The organism is Cytophaga sp. (assembly GCF_051961495.1).
GTDB lineage: Bacteria > Bacteroidota > Bacteroidia > Cytophagales > Cytophagaceae > Cytophaga.
The window spans coordinates 1-19,072 of record NZ_JBQCDF010000185.1 but is presented as its reverse complement, the minus strand read 5'-3'; the positions used below and the strand labels follow the sequence as shown (position 1 = coordinate 19,072).

17 protein-coding genes are annotated in these 19,072 nt (G+C 38.0%); 13 read left to right on the top strand and 4 right to left on the bottom strand.

Annotated features, from left to right (window positions below; all coding sequences use genetic code 11):
- The 13 genes from ACTHJT_RS09980 to ACTHJT_RS09920 all read left to right on the top strand — a co-directional run.
- A partial coding sequence (locus ACTHJT_RS09980) for an efflux RND transporter permease subunit (protein WP_440237876.1) occupies nt 1-660 on the top strand: 660 nt, incomplete at its 5' end.
- Nucleotides 661-670: 10 nt separating this feature from the next.
- The gene (locus ACTHJT_RS09975; protein ID WP_440237875.1) at nt 671-2,605 is read left to right on the top strand and encodes an efflux RND transporter permease subunit; all 1,935 of its coding nucleotides are present in this window, start codon (nt 671-673) and stop codon (nt 2,603-2,605) included.
- Nucleotides 2,583-3,869 carry a TolC family protein gene (locus tag ACTHJT_RS09970; protein ID WP_440237874.1) on the top strand — a complete coding sequence of 429 codons (1,287 nt, stop codon included), beginning with the start codon at nt 2,583-2,585 and terminating at the stop codon, nt 3,867-3,869. Before ACTHJT_RS09975 ends, ACTHJT_RS09970 begins: the two co-directional genes overlap by 23 nt.
- Before the next feature lie 4 nt (nt 3,870-3,873).
- Entirely contained in the window at nt 3,874-5,136 is a 1,263-nt protein-coding gene (locus ACTHJT_RS09965; protein ID WP_440237873.1) for an HlyD family efflux transporter periplasmic adaptor subunit, read from the top strand.
- Between the two features lie 3 nt (nt 5,137-5,139).
- A complete protein-coding gene (locus ACTHJT_RS09960; protein ID WP_440237872.1) occupies nt 5,140-6,348 on the top strand; it encodes an efflux RND transporter periplasmic adaptor subunit in 1,209 nt (402 codons plus the stop codon).
- A 39-nt stretch (nt 6,349-6,387) separates the two neighbouring features.
- Nucleotides 6,388-6,963, top strand: coding sequence for a helix-turn-helix domain-containing protein (locus tag ACTHJT_RS09955; RefSeq protein WP_440237871.1), 576 nt, complete (start codon nt 6,388-6,390; stop codon nt 6,961-6,963).
- Nucleotides 6,964-7,093: 130 nt separating this feature from the next.
- Entirely contained in the window at nt 7,094-7,528 is a 435-nt protein-coding gene (locus ACTHJT_RS09950) for a 5-fold beta-flower protein (RefSeq protein ID WP_440237870.1), read from the top strand.
- A 242-nt stretch (nt 7,529-7,770) separates the two neighbouring features.
- Entirely contained in the window at nt 7,771-7,977 is a 207-nt protein-coding gene (locus ACTHJT_RS09945) for a heavy-metal-associated domain-containing protein (RefSeq protein ID WP_440237869.1), read from the top strand.
- Between the two features lie 89 nt (nt 7,978-8,066).
- On the top strand, nt 8,067-10,583 hold the full coding sequence (locus ACTHJT_RS09940) for a heavy metal translocating P-type ATPase (RefSeq protein ID WP_440237868.1): 2,517 nt from the start codon (nt 8,067-8,069) through the stop codon (nt 10,581-10,583).
- A 190-nt stretch (nt 10,584-10,773) separates the two neighbouring features.
- A complete protein-coding gene (locus ACTHJT_RS09935; RefSeq protein WP_440237867.1) occupies nt 10,774-11,919 on the top strand; it encodes a putative sensor domain DACNV-containing protein in 1,146 nt (381 codons plus the stop codon).
- 27 nt (nt 11,920-11,946) lie between these two features.
- On the top strand, nt 11,947-12,267 hold the full coding sequence (locus ACTHJT_RS09930; RefSeq protein ID WP_440237866.1) for a YnfA family protein: 321 nt from the start codon (nt 11,947-11,949) through the stop codon (nt 12,265-12,267).
- Between the two features lie 101 nt (nt 12,268-12,368).
- A complete protein-coding gene (locus tag ACTHJT_RS09925) occupies nt 12,369-13,046 on the top strand; it encodes an NAD-dependent epimerase/dehydratase family protein (protein ID WP_440237865.1) in 678 nt (225 codons plus the stop codon).
- A 220-nt stretch (nt 13,047-13,266) separates the two neighbouring features.
- Nucleotides 13,267-14,106, top strand: a complete 840-nt coding sequence (locus ACTHJT_RS09920) for an oxidoreductase (protein WP_440237864.1) — start codon at nt 13,267-13,269, stop codon at nt 14,104-14,106.
- 235 nt (nt 14,107-14,341) lie between these two features.
- Here ACTHJT_RS09920 and ACTHJT_RS09915 read toward each other — a convergent pair whose 3' ends face one another.
- Genes ACTHJT_RS09915 through ACTHJT_RS09900 form a run of 4 tightly spaced genes read right to left on the bottom strand, consistent with a single transcriptional unit; the run spans nt 14,342 to nt 18,688 of the window.
- Nucleotides 14,342-14,767 (bottom strand): response regulator, encoded by a 426-nt coding sequence (locus ACTHJT_RS09915; protein ID WP_440237863.1) that lies wholly within the window; start codon nt 14,765-14,767, stop codon nt 14,342-14,344.
- A gap of 10 nt (nt 14,768-14,777) precedes the next feature.
- The gene (locus ACTHJT_RS09910) at nt 14,778-16,217 is read right to left on the bottom strand and encodes an ATP-binding protein (protein ID WP_440237862.1); all 1,440 of its coding nucleotides are present in this window, start codon (nt 16,215-16,217) and stop codon (nt 14,778-14,780) included.
- A gap of 12 nt (nt 16,218-16,229) precedes the next feature.
- A complete protein-coding gene (locus ACTHJT_RS09905) occupies nt 16,230-16,784 on the bottom strand; it encodes a YfiR family protein (RefSeq protein WP_440237861.1) in 555 nt (184 codons plus the stop codon).
- On the bottom strand, nt 16,772-18,688 hold the full coding sequence (locus ACTHJT_RS09900; RefSeq protein WP_440237860.1) for a TonB-dependent receptor plug domain-containing protein: 1,917 nt from the start codon (nt 18,686-18,688) through the stop codon (nt 16,772-16,774). The genes ACTHJT_RS09905 and ACTHJT_RS09900 overlap by 13 nt, the downstream gene beginning before the upstream one ends.
- Nucleotides 18,689-19,072: the final 384 nt, after the last annotated feature.

The window sequence follows — 19,072 nt, the reverse complement described above, 5'->3', positions numbered from 1 at the left end:
GTAAAAGCCAACAATAACGATGTAGGCGGAAGAAAATTCGAAATGACAGATATGGCATATATTATTCGCGGATTGGGTTATATAAAAAATATTGAAGACATAGAAAATATTTCTGTTTCAACGCGCAATTCCATTCCAATAAAAATAAAGGATGTAGCAAGTTTGCAAATGGGCGGCGATCTGCGTTTAGGTATTTTTGATTATGATGGCACAGGTGAAGTAGTGGGCGGCATTGTAGTAATGCGCTATGGCGAAAATGCAGATCAGGTAATTAAATCGGTTAAAGAAAAAATTAAAGAGGTGGAAAAAGGATTACCCCCAGGAGTACATATCAAAGCATCTTACGATCGAAGTATCTTGATTGAAGAAGCCATCGAGTCTGTAAAGGGTACATTGATAGAAGAATTAATTGTTGTATCAATCGTCATCATTTTATTTCTGTTCCACTGGCGAAGCGCTTTAATTATTATTATTCAACTGCCAATTTCAGTTGCCGTAGGTTTTATTCTTTTAGAAGCTTTTGATATATCCTCTAATATCATGTCCTTAACAGGCATTGCACTTGCGATTGGTGTGGTAGTAGATGATGGTATTGTAATGGTTGAAAATTCATATCGCCATATTGCAGATGCACAGGAGAAAAAATCAAATACTCTTTAACCAGCAAAATATGAACTTCATACAAAAAATATTTCATAAGCATACTGATCCATTGTCAAACGAAGAACGCATGGCTTTGATTGAAAACTCTTCCAGACAAGTCGGACCGGGTGTGTTTTATTCTACCATTATTGTAATTGCTTCTTTCCTTCCGGTGTTTTTATTAACCGGCATGGAAGGGAAATTATTTCATCCGCTTGCATGGACAAAAACATTTATTTTGATTGTAGATGCTTTTCTTGCCATCACGTTAACGCCTGTATTAATTTCTTATTTATTGAAAGGTAAGCTACAGCCTGAAGAAAAAAATCCAATAACAAGCAGATTGGAAAAAGCATATACACCCATTTTGGTTTTTTGTTTAAAATGGAAAAAAACAATTCTTACAATTAATATAATACTATTATTAACAGGGGCATTCATGCTTACTAAGCTTGGCACTGAATTCATGCCACCGCTGGATGAAGGTTCGATTCTTTTTATGCCTGTAACCTTGCCTGATGTTTCGAATTCCGAAGTGAAACGTATTCTTCAGATTCAGGACAAATTGATTAAGTCGGTACCTGAAGTTGAACATGTATTGGGTAAAGCTGGCAGAGCATCAACAGCAACCGACAACTCTCCTATCAGTATGATTGAAACTATTATCTTATTAAAGCCTCATGTACAATGGCGGGAAGGCATTACAAAAAATGATATTATCAATGAACTGAATGCGAAACTTCAAATTCCGGGCGTTACAAATGGCTGGACACAGCCAATCATTAACCGGATCAATATGCTTTCTACAGGTGTACGTACCGATGTTGGTATAAAAGTATACGGACAGGAACTAGATTCTATATATGTATTATCAGAAAAAATCAAATCGGCCATAAAAGATATTGACGGCATAAAAGATTTGTATGTAGAACCCATTGTTGGCGGCAAGTATTTAGATATCAAAATAAAAAAAGATGCCATAGGAAGATATGGCCTGACAGTTGACGACGTGAATATGATCGTTGAAAGTGCAATCGGTGGTATGAATATTACAACAACGATTGAAGGAAGGCAGCGATTTGCAGTTAATGCAAGATTTGCACAAGCTTACCGGGAAAACATGGAAGAGTTAAAACGTTTGCCTGTCCAGACAATGCAGTTTGGAACAATTACCCTGGAAAGTATCGCAGACATTAGTATTACAGACGGCCCTCCGATGATTAATTCTGAAAATGCCATGCTCCGCGGAACCGTATTATTTAATGTCCGCGACAGAGACCTGGGAAGCACTGTAACTGAAGCGCAGGCGCAATTAAACAAAATGATTGCTAAAATGCCTAAAGGATATTATGTAGAATGGAGCGGTCAGTGGGAAAACCAAATCCATGCAAACAAAACATTGAAATTGATTTTACCAATCGTGATATTAATTATTTTCATTGTATTGTATGCAACCTATAAATCCTTGAAAGAAGCGCTTGCAACCATGATCACTGTGCCATTTGCCCTGGTGGGAGGTGTATTTATGGTGTATTTCTATGGCGTAAACTTATCGGTAGCAGTTGCTGTGGGTTTTATTGCTCTATTCGGCATGGCAATAGAAACTGCGATGCTCATGGTTATCTATTTAAATGAATCCATGGAAAAACTCGTTCATGACAAAGGAAATTCAAGAGCCAGTATCACAGATGCCGATATCCGCAAGTATGTAATTGACGGATCCGCAAAAAGACTTCGTCCAAAGTTAATGACAGTATCTGTTTCTTTGTTCGGTTTAATTCCAATCTTATGGGCCACGGGCGTTGGCAGTGATGTAATGCTTCCAATAACAATACCATTGGTTGGAGGTACTATAACATCTGCCATATATGTGCTATTGGTAACTCCAATCGTATTTGAATTAATGAAAATTTATGAGTTGAATAAACATGGAAAAATTGATGTACTCGATATTAAAGAATAAACTCACAGGATTTGTGCTGTTTATTACCATCTGTGTGCCAGCGGGCGCACAGGTACTTACGTATGATTCCATCAAATCTGCAATCATACAATCCAACCCGATGTTACAAATGTATAGCAACCAGGCTAAATCATTTGATGCAATGGCAACGGGTGCAAAAGCCTGGGATGCTCCGCAGATAGGGTTTGGATTCTTCATGACACCCTATCAAACGTCGTATTGGAAACCACAAACACAAACCGTTGATGGCATGAACACTATGATGCCGGGCATGGGCAACCTGATGATACAGGGAAAGCAAATGATTCCCAATCCATCAAAGTTACGCGCAAATCAAACGTATATGAGCGCTATGTCTTCCGTGGAATTAGAAACACAACGTACAGCGGCAAATGATTTAATGGCTGAGGCAAAAATGAGTTATAACGAAATTCAGATTATAGATAAAAAAATAAAAGTATTAACAGAAGCTGAAAAAACGCTGCAGGTAATGATCACGATGGGCGAAAAAAATATAGCATACAATCAAGAATCCCTAGCAAGCATTTATAAAGCGAAATCTCAGTTAGCTGTGTTGAACAAAGACCGATTGATGTTGGAAAATGAACGCAGGCAAAAAGTATATATGATCAACACACTTATGAATCGTGATAAAAATATTTCATTTATTGTTGATACAACCACCGTTGTAAAAAATTATGAAATACAGATCATAGATACATCGAACATTTTATTAAACCGAAGTGATGTATCGGCCATCGACAAAAATATTCGCGTAGCACAATTAAAACAAACCGCAGAATCATACAAAGGCAGGCCCGACTTTGGTATCGAGTATGGACATATGTTCGCTTTTGGTTCTAATCCAAATCAATTCACTCTAATGGGTATGATGACCATACCTATTGCGCCATGGTCGTCGAAAATGTATAAGTCGAATGTTACAGCAGCGAATTATCAGATCAAGGCTCTGCAGAATGAAAAACAATCAATCATCAACGAATCAATCGGGAAATTATATGGCTTACAAAATTCAATCAGATCAACAAAATACCAACTTGAATTATATGAAACGGTTTTATTACCTGCACTCAAAAAAACATATGATGTTTCAATGATTGCATATACACAAAATACGGGCGGGTTATTTGAAACGTTAGATGCGCGCATGAACCTTCAAATGACACAAATGCAGTATTACGACATTTTATTGGAACTATTAACCTTACAGGCAGAATATGAAAAACAAGCTCAAATTTACTAATCACATGCTACGCGTATTAGTAATACTATTGGTATTTGTATCCTGTAACAAGGGGAGAGAAAATACCAAAGAAAAAATGGACAACGAAATGCACGACCATAGTAAGATGTATTATTGTCCGATGCATCCGGAAGTGACTTCCGATAAACCCGGTATTTGTCCAAAATGCGGGATGGATTTAGAATTAATGCCCCATACAAATAGTACCGATACATTAGCAGCATTAATTCAACCGACCAATCGTTTTGTATTATCAGGCTTAAAGGCCATTGTTCCATCAACCGGAAATCATACCGGTAGAATTGGTGCATTGGGTTATTTAACTTACAACCCTGATTACGTAAATACCATCAGTGCGCGCATTGCAGGCCGCGTTGAAAAAATGTATGTCAAATACAATTTTGAAAAAGTAATGAAAGGACAAAAATTATTGGATCTGTATAGTCCCGAATTATTAACCATTCAAAATGAATACTTATACATACTTAAAACAAACGATGTATCGGATGAATATTCAAAAGCATCGATTCGATCAAAAATGATTAATCTGGGTATGAATGAGAAAGAAATTTCAAACATAGAAAGAACAAAACAAGTAAATGCTACCATTGCCATTTATGCAACTTCAAATGGACATATTCATTTTGTTTCAGAAAACACCGATATGGTAGCGCATGCATTGCGTTTTCCCAATTCAGGAAATATAACAGACATGAGTGCCAATACTTCTGTAGCAGAATTAATACGCGAAGGTGATTATATAAAAAAAGGAGAAGAAATTTTTACCATTGCAGATGAATCCAGTATCTGGGCATTGTTCAAAGTAATGCCATCAGATATTGGCTCTATACAAACCGGAGACGCGGTTGATGTTATTATAAACACAACCACTTATTCAGGAAAAGTAGATTTTATAGAAAAGTCTTTTGATAATACAGAAGACTTTTATACACTACGCGTTTATATGACTTGCAGCGACCACAGTCAATTTAAAATCGGCACATTGATACGAGGCTATATTTCCACTAAAAATAATAAAGATAAAAACCTCTGGATACCTGCAGCTTCAGTCGTACAATTAGGAAAAGGGAATTCTGCCGTATTTGTTAAAAAACAGTTAGGCTATGAAGCTCATAAAATTCAAACAGGTAAACAATCCTTTGAATGGATTGAGGTTTTATCCGGATTGAATGCTACTGATAGCATTGCACCAGTAGCATCTTACTTATTAGATAGTGAAGCATTCATTTCAACCGATAACAATTGAGCTATGAAATACTTATTATTTGTATTCATCACATGCTTGTTTTTATCCTGTTCAACTCAGGAAGAAAACAACAACCTGCATGAACATAGCATAAAAACATACTATACATGTTCCATGCATCCGCAAATTATAGAACCCAAGCCAGGTAAGTGTCCTATCTGCCACATGGAACTAACACCCATTTCAGTGGAACAAATGCAATCCAATATGCTTAAGCTAAGTTCGGAACAAACATTGCTGGCAAACATTCAAACCAGAATAATAGGATTTGATAACATCGAAAATCAAATTTATGCTACAGGTGTTGTCAAAGAAAATGAACGTTCGATACAATATATTAATGCCCGTATAGATGGCAGGATTGAAAAACTCTTTGTGAAAACCACCGGGACGATTATTAAAAAAGGGCAGATTGTGTATGAGATTTATTCAGAGATACTGACTGCAACACAAAATGAATTTATTACAAACTGGAAATTATTAGAAAAGAACCCAAATGATGAATTGCTAAACCGTATTTATGAAAATGCATTCAACAAGCTTTTGCTATGGGGATTAACAAAAAATCAAATTGATAAACTGAAATTAAGAGATAAACCACTTATACCTTTTCCGATAACCAGCCCATCAACAGGCACCGTTAAAGCAATAAACGTCTCGGAAGGAACAACTGTAATGGAAGGACAAAATATATTTGAACTGGCCGATTATGCTACACTATGGGTTGATGCCAAATTTTATGAAAACGAAATTAATTCCGGAACTGCTATTGGTAAAACTGTACAATTGAAATTTGATAGTAAAACAAAGCCTACTCTTAAAGGTAAAATTATTGAAATTTTACCTCAGGTATCTCCTGGTTCAATGATCACCATTGCTCGAATAGATTTTGAAAATCCGTCGTCAATTGTACAGCCTGGCATGCAGGCGAATGTTATTTTTCCAAAAGAAAGTAATAAAACAATTCTTGTCCCGTCCAATGCAATCCTGAAAAGTGCAAATGAAAATACGGTTTGGGTTAAAAACTCTGATGGTTCTTATGAATCAAAAATGGTGCATATTGGTGCGACAAATAGCTCTGTAACTGAAATCCTCCATGGTTTAACTATTGGAGAAGAAATCGTAATTTCCGGAGCATATTTATTACAAAGTGAATTCATTTTTAAAAAAGGGGTCGATCCCATGGCAGGACATGATATGAACAAAATGTAGATCTGTTAATTAAAAATTAAATTAGTATCTTGATCGGCCATGGAAAAAGAAACTATTCATATTAAAAATATGGTTTGCCCACGTTGCATTGCATCTGTGAAAGACATTTTGCATGAACTGAATTTTTCTTTTGCCAGAGTTGAATTAGGCGAAGCATTGCTACATGAGACACTATCTTCAGAACAGCGTGCTGCATTAAAAGATAAATTGATCAGGAACGGTTTTGAGCTATTGGAAGACAAAAAGGATAAAATCGTTGAAGCAATAAAAACCCATATCATTCAACTTATAAAAAATCCTCTTTCAGATCACTCAACAAAATTGTCATCGTATTTATCGAAAGAACTCGGCTATGATTATTCGCACATCAGTTCAATCTTCACCGCGAGCCAGGGTATTACCATCGAGAAATATGTGATCCTGCAAAAGATTGAATATGTAAAAGAACTGCTTTCGTATAATGAATTAACACTTTCAGAAATTGCTGACAAAATGAATTACAGCAGCCTGGCCGCGTTGTCTGCCCAGTTCAAAAGCGTTACCGGAACAACACCCTCCCAATACAAATCGCTTAGTAATCCGGGAAGAAAATCTCTGGATGACCTTATTTCTTAATACATCTGAACATTAAGCCTATGGTAGTGATTAAAATCAATACAATAGGCTGCCTATATCATTTTTTATAAATTTTTATTGAAGCAATTTGCAAACAATCTAAAAATAAACCCTCAAACGACTTACAATTATGAAAACATTTCAACTAATACCCGCCTTTATGCTATTTTTATTTTTTGCATCAACTGGTTTTGCTCAAAATACTAAGTCTCAATTTCCATTCCATACTGATTCGTCCGGTACAATAAAAGATAAATCAGGTACAACATTTGGAACAATTTCTAAAGACAGCATCCTTAAAAATAGTAATGGTGAAAAAGTTGCCTTCATCGACAATCAGGGAAATTTAGTAGACACTAACGGAAAAATTTTGGGTAAAGCTGCTAAAAACGGAAACTACCATAATATTAATGGAGAGGTAGAATATACGGTTAAACCTTCAAAAGGTGATCAATGTGCCGTCTATGATAAGGCTGGGAAATTAGTAGCCTATGTTCATAATAACTATAAAGCCCAAGCTGGATGTCTCGCCCATTGCATGGAGAAGGATATGTTAATGAAATAATTATTTATACCAAAATAAACTATATAAAGAGTTAAGACTAGCCTAAGTGCACAGTCTTAACTCTTTGTGCTTATTGAAATAGCTTCGCTTTTTTTAGGTATAATTTTAATTTCTTAAGTGCTTCCGGAGAGAACATCTTTTAAGAATACAGCGCTATTTATTTATAATTCATTTAATGAATTTTATAATATCTTTTTATCAATCATAATTTATCTTTGTTAAACAAACAAAGAAATAACGCTATGAAAACGCTGCATTTTAAAACCAACATCAGCTGCGGAAGCTGCATTGCTACTATCAGCCCGGAATTAAATTTCAAAGATAAGATTCAGGATTGGAGCGTTGATATTGCAAGTCCGGATAAGACATTAACTATAACTACCGATTACACGGAAGCAGAAATAAAAGAAATTCTGGAAAAGGTTGGGTACAAAGCGGAGAAGTTATAAATACGTTTTTAAGAATGCTCTAATATTCATTTCTTAAAACATAAAACACAGAACTTAACACGAATCCATAAAATCTTCAAAACTCCCGTATGACACACACCTATACCGTAAATGGAATGTCCTGCATGGGTTGTAAAGCCAGTGTAGAAAAAACATTGAGCAATGTTAATGGAGTTATCAATGTTACTGTTGACTTAAAACAAGCTGAAGCAACAATTGAAATGACTTCTCACATCCCTGTGGTAAAACTACAGGAAGCATTATTACATGCCGGCTTACACTATACCATTGAAGAAGGTGGTCAGAAAAATGCTTCTTCTAAAGAAATAAATCATTCACATACACATAGTCATAAAAAGCCATCTGTTCCGGGCAATGGAATATATTATTGTCCTATGCATTGTGAAGGAGATAAAACCTATGATAAACCAGGTGATTGTCCTGTTTGTGGAATGGATTTGGTCGAACAACCCCGCCTTATTTCTAAACAGCAATACACTTGTTCCATGCATCCGGAAGTGATCAAAGACGAGCCGGGGGCTTGTCCGATTTGTGGGATGGATCTTATACCTTTAGAACCAGGTGAAAGTGCAGAGGACAAAACGTATAATGAACTTGCCCGGAAAATGAAAATTTCCGTTGCCTGCGCATTACCTGTATTCTTCATTTCAATGGCAGAAATGATACACAATAATCCATTGTCAAATCTCCTGAATATGAATGTTTGGAATTGGATACAGTTTATGTTGACCTTGCCTATTGTATTCTATACTTGTTCAATGTTTTTTGTTCGGGCATGGAAATCTATTATCACATGGAATTTAAATATGTTCACCCTGGTAGGAATCGGATCAGGTGTAGCATTTCTATTCAGCGTGGTTGGTTTGATTTTTCCAACTGTATTTCCCGATGAATTTAAAACCCATGATGGCAGCGTACATTTATATTTTGAAGCGGTAGCAGTTATTTTAACATTGGTATTATTAGGTCAATTGCTGGAAGCACGTGCACACAGCCAAACAAGCGGATCAATAAAAGCATTGCTTAAAATGGCACCTTCAGAAGCCACGTTGATTGAAAATGGCGAAGACAAAGTTGTTTCCATTCATAATATTATCGTCGGAAATTTATTACGTGTAAAACCCGGTGACAAAATTCCGGTTGATGGATTGATAAAGAATGGAAGCAGCACAATAGATGAATCCATGATTACAGGGGAGCCTATTCCAGTTGATAAAAAAGAAGGTGATAAAGTAAGCGCCGGAACAATAAACGGAACCAGATCTTTTATAATGGAAGCTCAAAAAGTTGGTGCTGATACATTGTTATCTCAGATTATACAGATGGTTAACAGTGCTAGCCGGTCACGTGCGCCCATACAAAAGCTGGCAGATCTTATTTCAAAATATTTTGTACCGATTGTAATTGCAATCGCAGTTCTAACCTTTGCGGTATGGGCTATTTGGGGGCCGGAACCAGCTTATATATATGGATTTGTAAATGCAGTTGCCGTTTTAATTATTGCTTGTCCGTGTGCGTTGGGCTTGGCAACGCCAATGTCTGTAATGGTTGGCATTGGCAAGGGTGCACAAGAAGGAATACTCATTAAAAATGCTGAAGCATTAGAAATTATGGATAAAGTAACTGTTCTGATTACAGATAAAACAGGTACAATCACAGAAGGAAAACCATCCGTAAATAAAATATTCGCAACTGAAGGATATGCGGAACAGGATTTATTGCAACTCATTGCTTCGTTGAATCAATATAGCGAACACCCTTTAGCAACTGCAGTAATGATGTATGCCAAAGAAAAAGGAGTTGCATTTATCGACGTAAAAGATTTTGAGGCGATCGCAGGCAAAGGAGTTGCAGGTACAATAAATGATCAAAAAATTGCCGCAGGTAATTTAAAACTTATGGAACAAATGCATGTTTCAATTACAGACACATTAAATGCATCTATTCTAGAAGAACAAAGGCTTGGCAAAACGGTATCTTATATATCCGTAAACCAGATTGCTGTGGGCTATGTGGCTATCTCTGATGCGATAAAAGCAAACAGTAAAACAGCTATTGCTGATTTAATAAAACAAGGCGTAGAAGTAATCATGATAACCGGCGACAATAAAAATACAGCAAAGGCTGTAGCCGATGAACTTCACTTAACTAATTTTATAGCAGAATGCTTACCTGAAGACAAATTAAATAGAATTAAAAAATTGCAGGCAGAAGGGAAAATCGTTGCTATGGCGGGAGATGGTATCAATGATTCTCCTGCATTGGCACAAGCAAATGTTGGTATTGCAATGGGGACCGGAACAGATGTTGCTATTGAAAGTTCCGAAATTACATTGGTTAAAGGTGATTTACATGGTATTGTAAAAGCAAAAAAATTAAGCCACAATGTAATGAGAAACATTAAACAGAATCTATTCTTCGCATTTATATACAATGTACTGGGCGTTCCAATTGCAGCGGGCATATTGTTTCCGGTATTCGGATTATTACTTTCTCCTATGATTGCGGCTGCGGCTATGAGTTTAAGTTCTGTATCTGTTATAGCAAATGCGTTGAGATTAAAAAAAGCTTCTTTGGATTCTTGAAAAAATAATCTGGCTCTGTATCAACTCTCTGCCGTGGCAAATGCCCGATAATTACTTTTATGTAAACTTATCGGGCATTTTTTGTGTTTTATGCCAGAGTTAAATATTACCAATAGCATTTTACTTAACTCAGTATATTGCATATATATTTCTTATATTCGTTTAAATCGATACGATTATTTTAGCATTAATGAAAAGTGAATCAACATACAAGGCAGCACGCATAGTAGCTGAATCTGTAGAAACCATATTTGCAAACCACCTGGCAACAGCAATCCGTTTAGGCGAAAAAAATTTAGCCTCGGTGCCAAATGCATCTATTATAGAGTCCTTTATTGACGTTGGCTTCTGGACCAGCCTGCGCCATGAAGAAGGGCGTTCTCCAAGAATTTCTTTAGCCTATCTGAAACCGGAACAAGCTGGTACGCCCATCATCTTTGCGCAGCCGATTCCTTTCACACCGAAAAATTTAACCAAGCTTTCTCCGGGCTACGAACGCGCAGGTATCCACCTGGGTTTATGGCAAGACGAAGATAATACACTTTACGTCTGGGGTGCTACGCTCAGTCTGCCGAACTGCTGTTTTGTACTGGACATCTCGGAAGCCGGACAGGTAGTGATCAAGCACAGACGTATTGATGGGTTCGGTAAGTTTTCAAACATTGCCGTGCTGGCCGGCGATGAAATCAAAATCGTTGATGAGCAGAATTCAACCAACGGCTCCTGTCCGAAGATTGTAAGTTCTTTGTTGGATTTTACGTCCATTACCTCCAGGCACAATTCTGTAAATGTACTGCTTCAACTTGCAGTTTCCATGCGGGCGCACAAGCATGGAGGTACCATTCTGGTAGTTCCATCCCAAACAAAAGAATGGAGAGAGTCAATCAGTCACCCGCTTCATTATGCCATCAAGCCTGTATTTTCCGGACTTGCAGATCTGGTCAAAAAAAATGAAATCGATAATTCAATCCCGAACTGGCAGTCTGTACTTTCAAAGGAAGTGGATATTATTGCCGGTCTTACTGCTATTGACGGCGCTACGATTATTAACGATGAATATAAACTGCTGGCTTTTGGAGAAAAAATTGTTCAGCGTGTGGGACAACCTATTATTGAAAAAATCATTGAAACCGAGCCCATAAAAGAAAATAAACCAACCATCGTATTTCCATCTAAAACAGGCGGCACACGGCATCTGTCTGCTGCTCAATTTGTGCAGGATCAAAAAAATGCCATGGCCCTAGTGGCCTCTCAGGATGGACGGTTTACGGTATTTGTATGGTCTGTCAAAGACCAGTTGGTACAGGCACACCGGATCGATTCGTTGTTGTTATAACTTGCTCTAAAACGTTTGAAATAAATTATGAGTAACATTATCTATTTCATCCTTGCAGCATTCTTTGAAATTACCGGCTGTTATTTATTCTGGACTTATTTCAGAGCCGGTAAGTCTGCTTTATTACTCATTCCAGCATTAACCTGCTTACTTGCTTTTGCATATCTGCTTACAAAAATAGATACAGCATCTGCAGGCAGAGCCTATGCCGCATACGGAGGTATTTACATTACCTGCTCATTATTGTGGATGTATAAAGTAGAAAATTTTTCTCCTGATTCATGGGATTTTATCGGAGCCGGAATTTGTCTGATCGGGACATTGGTTATTTTATTCGCCCCGAGATAAAATGTTTTTATCTTCCGTATAAAATATTTAACTTTTATATACGTCTACAGGCATAATGACACATTGACTACAATTTTATTCATTATTGATCCGCTCGTCCTATGAAAATTAAAGCAATCGTTACCGGCGCTACAGGCATGGTTGGTGAAGGCGTTATGCATGAGTGCCTTCAGCATCCGGATGTTGAAGAAGTACTTATCATCAACAGAAAACCTTCGGGCCATAAGCATCCGAAACTAAAAGAGATCGTCCACACCAATTTCTTTGATATCACTCCAATCCAGGATCAATTGATTGGTTACAATGCGTGTTATTTCTGTCTGGGAGTTTCTTCCATTGGCATGAATGAAGCAGACTATACAAAAATGACCTACACACTCACCATGCACGTTGCCGAAACATTAAGCCGTTTAAATAAAGACATGACGTTCTGCTATGTTTCCGGGGCATCTACAGACAGTACCGAGAAAGGAAAACTGATGTGGGCACGTGTAAAAGGAAAAACAGAGAATGATCTGACCAAACTTCCATTTAAGGATGTATATAATTTCAGGCCGGGTTACATGCAGCCTACGCCCGGTTTAAAAAATACACTGAAGCCATACAAATACATAGCATGGATGTATCCATTTTTTAAAGTCGTATTCAAAAATAACGTATCGACTTTAAAGGAGGTAGGCATGGCCATGATCAATGCAACAATCTTTGGTTTCAATAAACAGATCCTGGAAGTGCCGGATATAAAAGTACTGGCAAAGCAGACTAGTTTTGTTAAGTGATACCAGGCAAAAATTTTCGCTGGCGCAAGCATTTGCTTGTGCCTCAATCCATGGTCTGTGACACACAGGCCATCAATGCTCACTCAGACAAGGCAATATACAGGGTACATGCATATAAGTCTAACATAAATATTGGCAAGCGAAAGTTTATACAGGCACAAGCAATGCTTGCGCCAGCAACTAAAATTCATAACTTATAATTTACAATTCCGAAAGCATTATGGAAAAAGTTTGGTTTATAACAGGTTGTTCAACAGGCTTCGGTCGTGCGCTGGCAAGCCATGTATTAAGTATTGGTCAAAGTGTAGTAGTAACAGCACGTAAGATTACAGACATCAGTGATCTGGTTGTTGGTCATGAATCCCGGGCATTAGCTTTATCACTGGATGTTACAAAACCCGATCAGATCAGCACAGCAGTGAGTAAAGCCGTTGAACGCTTCGGTCGTATTGATGTACTGGTTAATAATGCCGGTATCGGATACTTCGGCGCCGTTGAAGAAAGCGAAGATGATGCCGTACGAAAAATGTTCGAAATCAATTTCTTTGGTCTGGGCAACATGACCAAAGCTGTATTACCAGTGATGCGTAAACAGCGCAGCGGACATATCATCAATATTTCATCTGTGGGTGGTTTGGTTGCGTTCCCTGCATTGGGTTATTACAACGCAAGCAAGTTTGCGGTGGATGGTTTATCAGAATCACTTTCAAAAGAAGTCGCGCATTTAGGTATACATGTTACGATTGTTGCGCCAAGCGGCTTCCGTACCGATTGGGCCGGACGTTCGGCAGAGAACAGTAAAATCGTGATTGCAGATTATGCAGACACTGCCGGTGCCAATAAATCTTTCATCCGTGGCTATAGCGGCAACCAGCCTGGCGACCCCAAACGTGCGGCACAGGCAATTGTTAAAGCAGTAGAATCGAAAGAACCTCCACTCCGTTTGTTACTTGGCGCTGCGGCGCTTAAAGGTGCTACAGCCAAACTGGATGTACTGAAAAAAGATTATGATGCATGGAGTGAAACTACGGTTTGGGCGGACAACCCGAAGGAAGGATAATTATGAATTATGAATTATGAATTATGAATTATGAATTATGAATTATGAATTATGAATTATGAATTATGAATTATGAATTATGAATTATGAATTATTTAAATAACTGAGCAGATGTTTCTCACATTCTGCCTCTCGCTGATGCAAATAGAAGTCGACCGCTGAATCAATGGACTTTACTGCTACCGTAGATGAACCCAGGCACAGGTTCTTTTGGATCTTCATCATAGACCTTTGTTCAACGAGGTAATTGATTCAGAATTAACCAATATAACCCCAATTCCGTTACTGCATCCACGAATTTATCAAACTCAACAGGTTTGATAATATAGCTATTCACACCCAGCTTGTAACACGCTTCTATATCCGGACCCTCTTTTGAAGAAGTGAGCACAGTAATAGGTATTGATTTCGTTCTTTCATCAGATTTAAGCACATGTATAACCTCAATACCATTGAGCTTAGGCATCTTCAGATCAAGTAGAATAAGTTTAGGAATATTTAAACCTTCAGGCGAAAAAATAAAATCCAATACGGCAGTTCCATCTTCAAGATGCAGAAGATGATCTGCCAGGTTTTTTTTCTTAAGCGCTCTTATGGTTAAATCTGCATCTTCAAAACTATCTTCTGCCAGAAGAATATCAACTCTTGAATGTGGTTTCATAATTTTATGTTTAATTGATTGGTAATGAAAAATAAAATGTTGCGCCTTTATTGACTTCTGCCTCTGCCCATATTTTTCCTCCGTGCTTAGCTATAATGCGTTGTATTATAGCCAAGCCAACGCCTGTTCCTTCAAATTCCTTTGTTGAATGCAGGCGCTGAAAAACTCCGAACAACTTGTCATAATATTGCATGTCGAATCCGGCACCATTGTCTTTGATAATAAAAACAGTTTCCTTTTCAGTTTGTTTATAAGAGATTTCAATAACTGTCTGTTCTCTGTTTTTGGAATATTTTAAGGCATTCGATATCAGGTTAACCCATACCTGATTAATTGTGGAAGGATCGACATAAACATCCGGCAATTCCTGCATAACGAATTTCACATTGCGGCCGCTTTCCATCCGCATAAGTTCTTCCCAGACTTCACGTACAATCGTGTTCATTGATACAAGCCTTTTACGTATCTCTTTTCTGCCAAGCTGGGAAAATGAAAGCAGGTCATCAATCAACTGCCCCATTTTTTTTGTATTATTTACAATACGCTGAATAAGCGTCCGGCCTTCATCATCAAACTTATCCTTGTATTCTTCTTCCAGAATGTTTGTATAACCATGAATGAACCTGAGCGGTGCCCGTAAATCATGCGATACGGAATAGGAAAAAGACTCCAGTTCTTTATTAACTGATTCGAGTTCAGTAGTACGCTCTGCAACTTTCTGTTCCAGCTTTTGATTAAATTCATTCAAAGTCTGATTCTGCATCTGAATTTGTGTAAGCATATCATTGAACGCATCTGTCAGTGAGCCTAATTCATCTGAACCGAATTTAACAGCACGCACTGAATGATCCTTATGTTCAGAAATTGTTTTAGCTGTTTCAGCAAGAGCAACAATGGGTTTCGAAATACTGCGCTGGAGTATTTTAGAAAGGCTGTACGCCAGCAAAGACGATACACCTATAACTATAAACGCGATGATCCCATACAATTTAAAACGTTCATTCATTGCAATAAGATCATACTTCAAATATAAAGAACCCAGTTTCCTGGATCCCTCAAAAACAGGTTGGAATCCTTCCAGATATGATTCTGAAAAATAATATCCTTCAGACCCGGCATGAGCAGGGAAGTCAGCATTGGAAAGGTTTGCCGGGTAATATGAAAAAAGGTTTCCATCCTTATCATACAGACTCGCAGCTGCAATATGTTGATCGGCTTTAAGTGCAGTCAGTATTTCTTTTGCATCTTCACTATCATCAAAAGCAAGTGCTGCAGTGCTATTAGCTGCAATCATTTCTCCCAGGGTCGAAAGCTGCCGTACAGTAGCTTGTCTGAATGTATAAAATTCGTAGGAACAAAATGCAGTGCAGGTCAACGCCAATACTGCTCCGCTGGTCAACATGATAGCGATCATTAATTTGCGGCGAATTGGTATGTTTCTTAATAACATCGTGCTTACTGATTATTTTGGAACAACAATTTCCGCCAGCCTTAAAAGTTTAGAGCTGATCGTGAGACCTGCAGCCTTAGCAGCGTCCGGATTAATCTGAAATTGGATCTTGTTATCCACCGTAAAGAAGCGGATCATGCCACCCTGCTTGATAAAACCAGATGCATCACTTACTGTAAGAACACTTTTACCCTTCAGATTGGAAATGATCTGAGGCATTTTAACAGTTTCTGCTGCATGAATGAATAAAAGGTGGCATTCTTTAATATCTTCTATACGCTGGAAACGCTTAATGATCATTGGATGGCCATTTACTTTTTCGCTCGCAATGGTTTGGTCTAAATAAGATCCGAAAGGATCCTGTCCCAGAATACCTATGATCAGAGGGCTTTGCGGAGTAGCAAATGTATTGGCAGGCCATTCAACAAATTGAGTGAAGTTGAAAATGAAAACTGCTTTTATTTGGTATTCCCTGTTAACAGGAGTTTGGGCTGATAGAATAAACGCACTTGCTGCAAGCAATACTGCATAGATATATTGATATGTTTTTTTTCTTAAAAACGACATGTGATTTTTCCGTAAACGCTGCGTGGAATTTGAAATTGATACTCTGTATGTCTTTTTTCCCAAAGGTTTTGACCTACAAGAGACAGTTCAACAAGCTTCTTAAACTCGTATGCCAACCGTGCATCAAAAGAGAAATAATCCGGAACCGTATAACCATAAAGCCTGTCTACATAACGTCCTGTAACATCGAACTGCAAATTATATGGCAAGTTGATTATAGATTGTATTAATACGATGTTTTGTGCATCATATCCGAGCGGAGAGAAATCATAGGTATGACCAGGTTTGTTGCTGAGTGTTTTTGAGAAGAATGTATATCCTCCGCGTAACTTCCATTTGTGCATTACCTGCCAGGTACCTGAAAATTCAACCCCGTATGAATAACCCTGCGTACCGTTCTGAATCTGATACACAACCGTTCCCGGCAAAGCCTCGACACTGTAAAGGTCATAATACTGGTTGTAGAATGTAGCCAGGGAAAGCGATAGTTTGGTGGCGGGTTGAAAACGGTATCCCAATTCGTAGGCAATAACTGATTCTGATCTGAAATCAGGACCACCTTCTACGTGCGGAACAGTAGGAGGTAAAGGAAATGTGGGAATATAATAATTAACATCTATACGGCTTGGCATACGTACAGCCCTTGATACGGCTCCCCATACTGTATACTTCTGGCTTGGTGTCCATGCCATCCGCCCGTTCGGCTGGAATTCAAAACCTGTATAAACGTTATGCTGGATTTTAGTTCCGACCGTGAATTTTAACTTATTTGGTACGATTGCAAATTCGTCCTGAATAAAACCACTGTATAGATCCATATTCATTCTATTCGGTATAAACCCGACATAGACTGTACTGCTTAAGGTAAGATCCTCCATATGCCGGTATCCTCCGCCCCACACGATGTTGTTTCTGTGTCCTGTTGAAAACCGATGCTGGAAATCGAAATCGTATGTATTCAATTGGTCGCTGATGGTACTGGGTATATCACGCCGCCAGGTCCTGTCATAATAAGCCTGTATGATCAATTCTGATTCTGAAGAAAAAGTATGCGCCCATTTTCCCAATACATTTTGTCCGTCAAAGGTAGACTTTGTAGGGGCAGTATATTCCGTACCGCCATACGCATTCCCCTGCAACATGAATGTATTTTTTTTTGAAACGTTCCAGTCTGCACGAAAGCCACCTTGAAGCAAGCCCCACTTATCCGAATTGGCTGTTCCGTCCGGCTTATAGGTATAACTGCGGTTAGTATGCTGCCCATAAATCCGGTACGAAAAATCAGAACCGATTTTCCCGCTGTAACGTATTGCTTCATGATCCTTGAAAAAAGTACCTGCGGCAGCGGAAACATATAGGCCCTTCGTGTCTCCAGAGCTTTTGGTAATGATATTGATTACTCCATTCACCGCATTCGCTCCCCAAAGCGTTCCCCCGGGTCCGCTTATGATTTCAATCCGTTCAACGTCTTCCAGTAATACACTTTGGGCATCCCAGAATACCCCCGCGAATAAAGGAGAGTAAACCGTACGTCCGTCAATCATCACCAGAAGTTTATTTGAAAAAGGAGCATTGAATCCACGGGCACTGATAATCCAGGCATTGGCACTTAACTGTGCTACCTGTAAATTAGGAGACAAGCGTAAAGCTTCCGGAAGGCTGGTAGCAGCCGATCTCCTGATATCTTCCTGGGTAATTACCTGAATGGCGGAAGCCACTTCTGTTAATTTTTCAGATTTTCTTGAAACGGATGTCACTTCGATCTCAACATTCATCAATTCTTCCAGACTGAGTCTTTTCAATGTATCCACAGGTATGGAGACTATTGTATCCTGTGCAAGCACTTCAGCAGAAAAGGTTAAACATCCAATCACAATAAATGGAAAAATAACATTCTTCAACATAGCAGGAATGTAATTAGTAAAACAAAACAATTAGCTGGTACTTTTTAAAAATTAAAAAACCTGAAAATTTGCCGGAACTGTTTTTCGTAAAACAGTCTGCAATTGATAAACTATACGTTTCGTGAAAATATCATTATGATACATTTCAATTTTTCAAACGCTTAAATTAAACTTCTCAGCTAAAATTTAACGTGTTAAAAAAACAACCATAGCATATCCGTTCTATTAACAGATCAATTAAAATTAGTTAAATTCTGTACAAAGACAAATTAATCAAAATATAAATTGACACTTACATGCGAAGAGAGGATTTTTTTAAGCATGCTTTATGAACAAAAAAAATAAAACGAATTTCAAAATATTGAATTTAAAGAATTATTCATC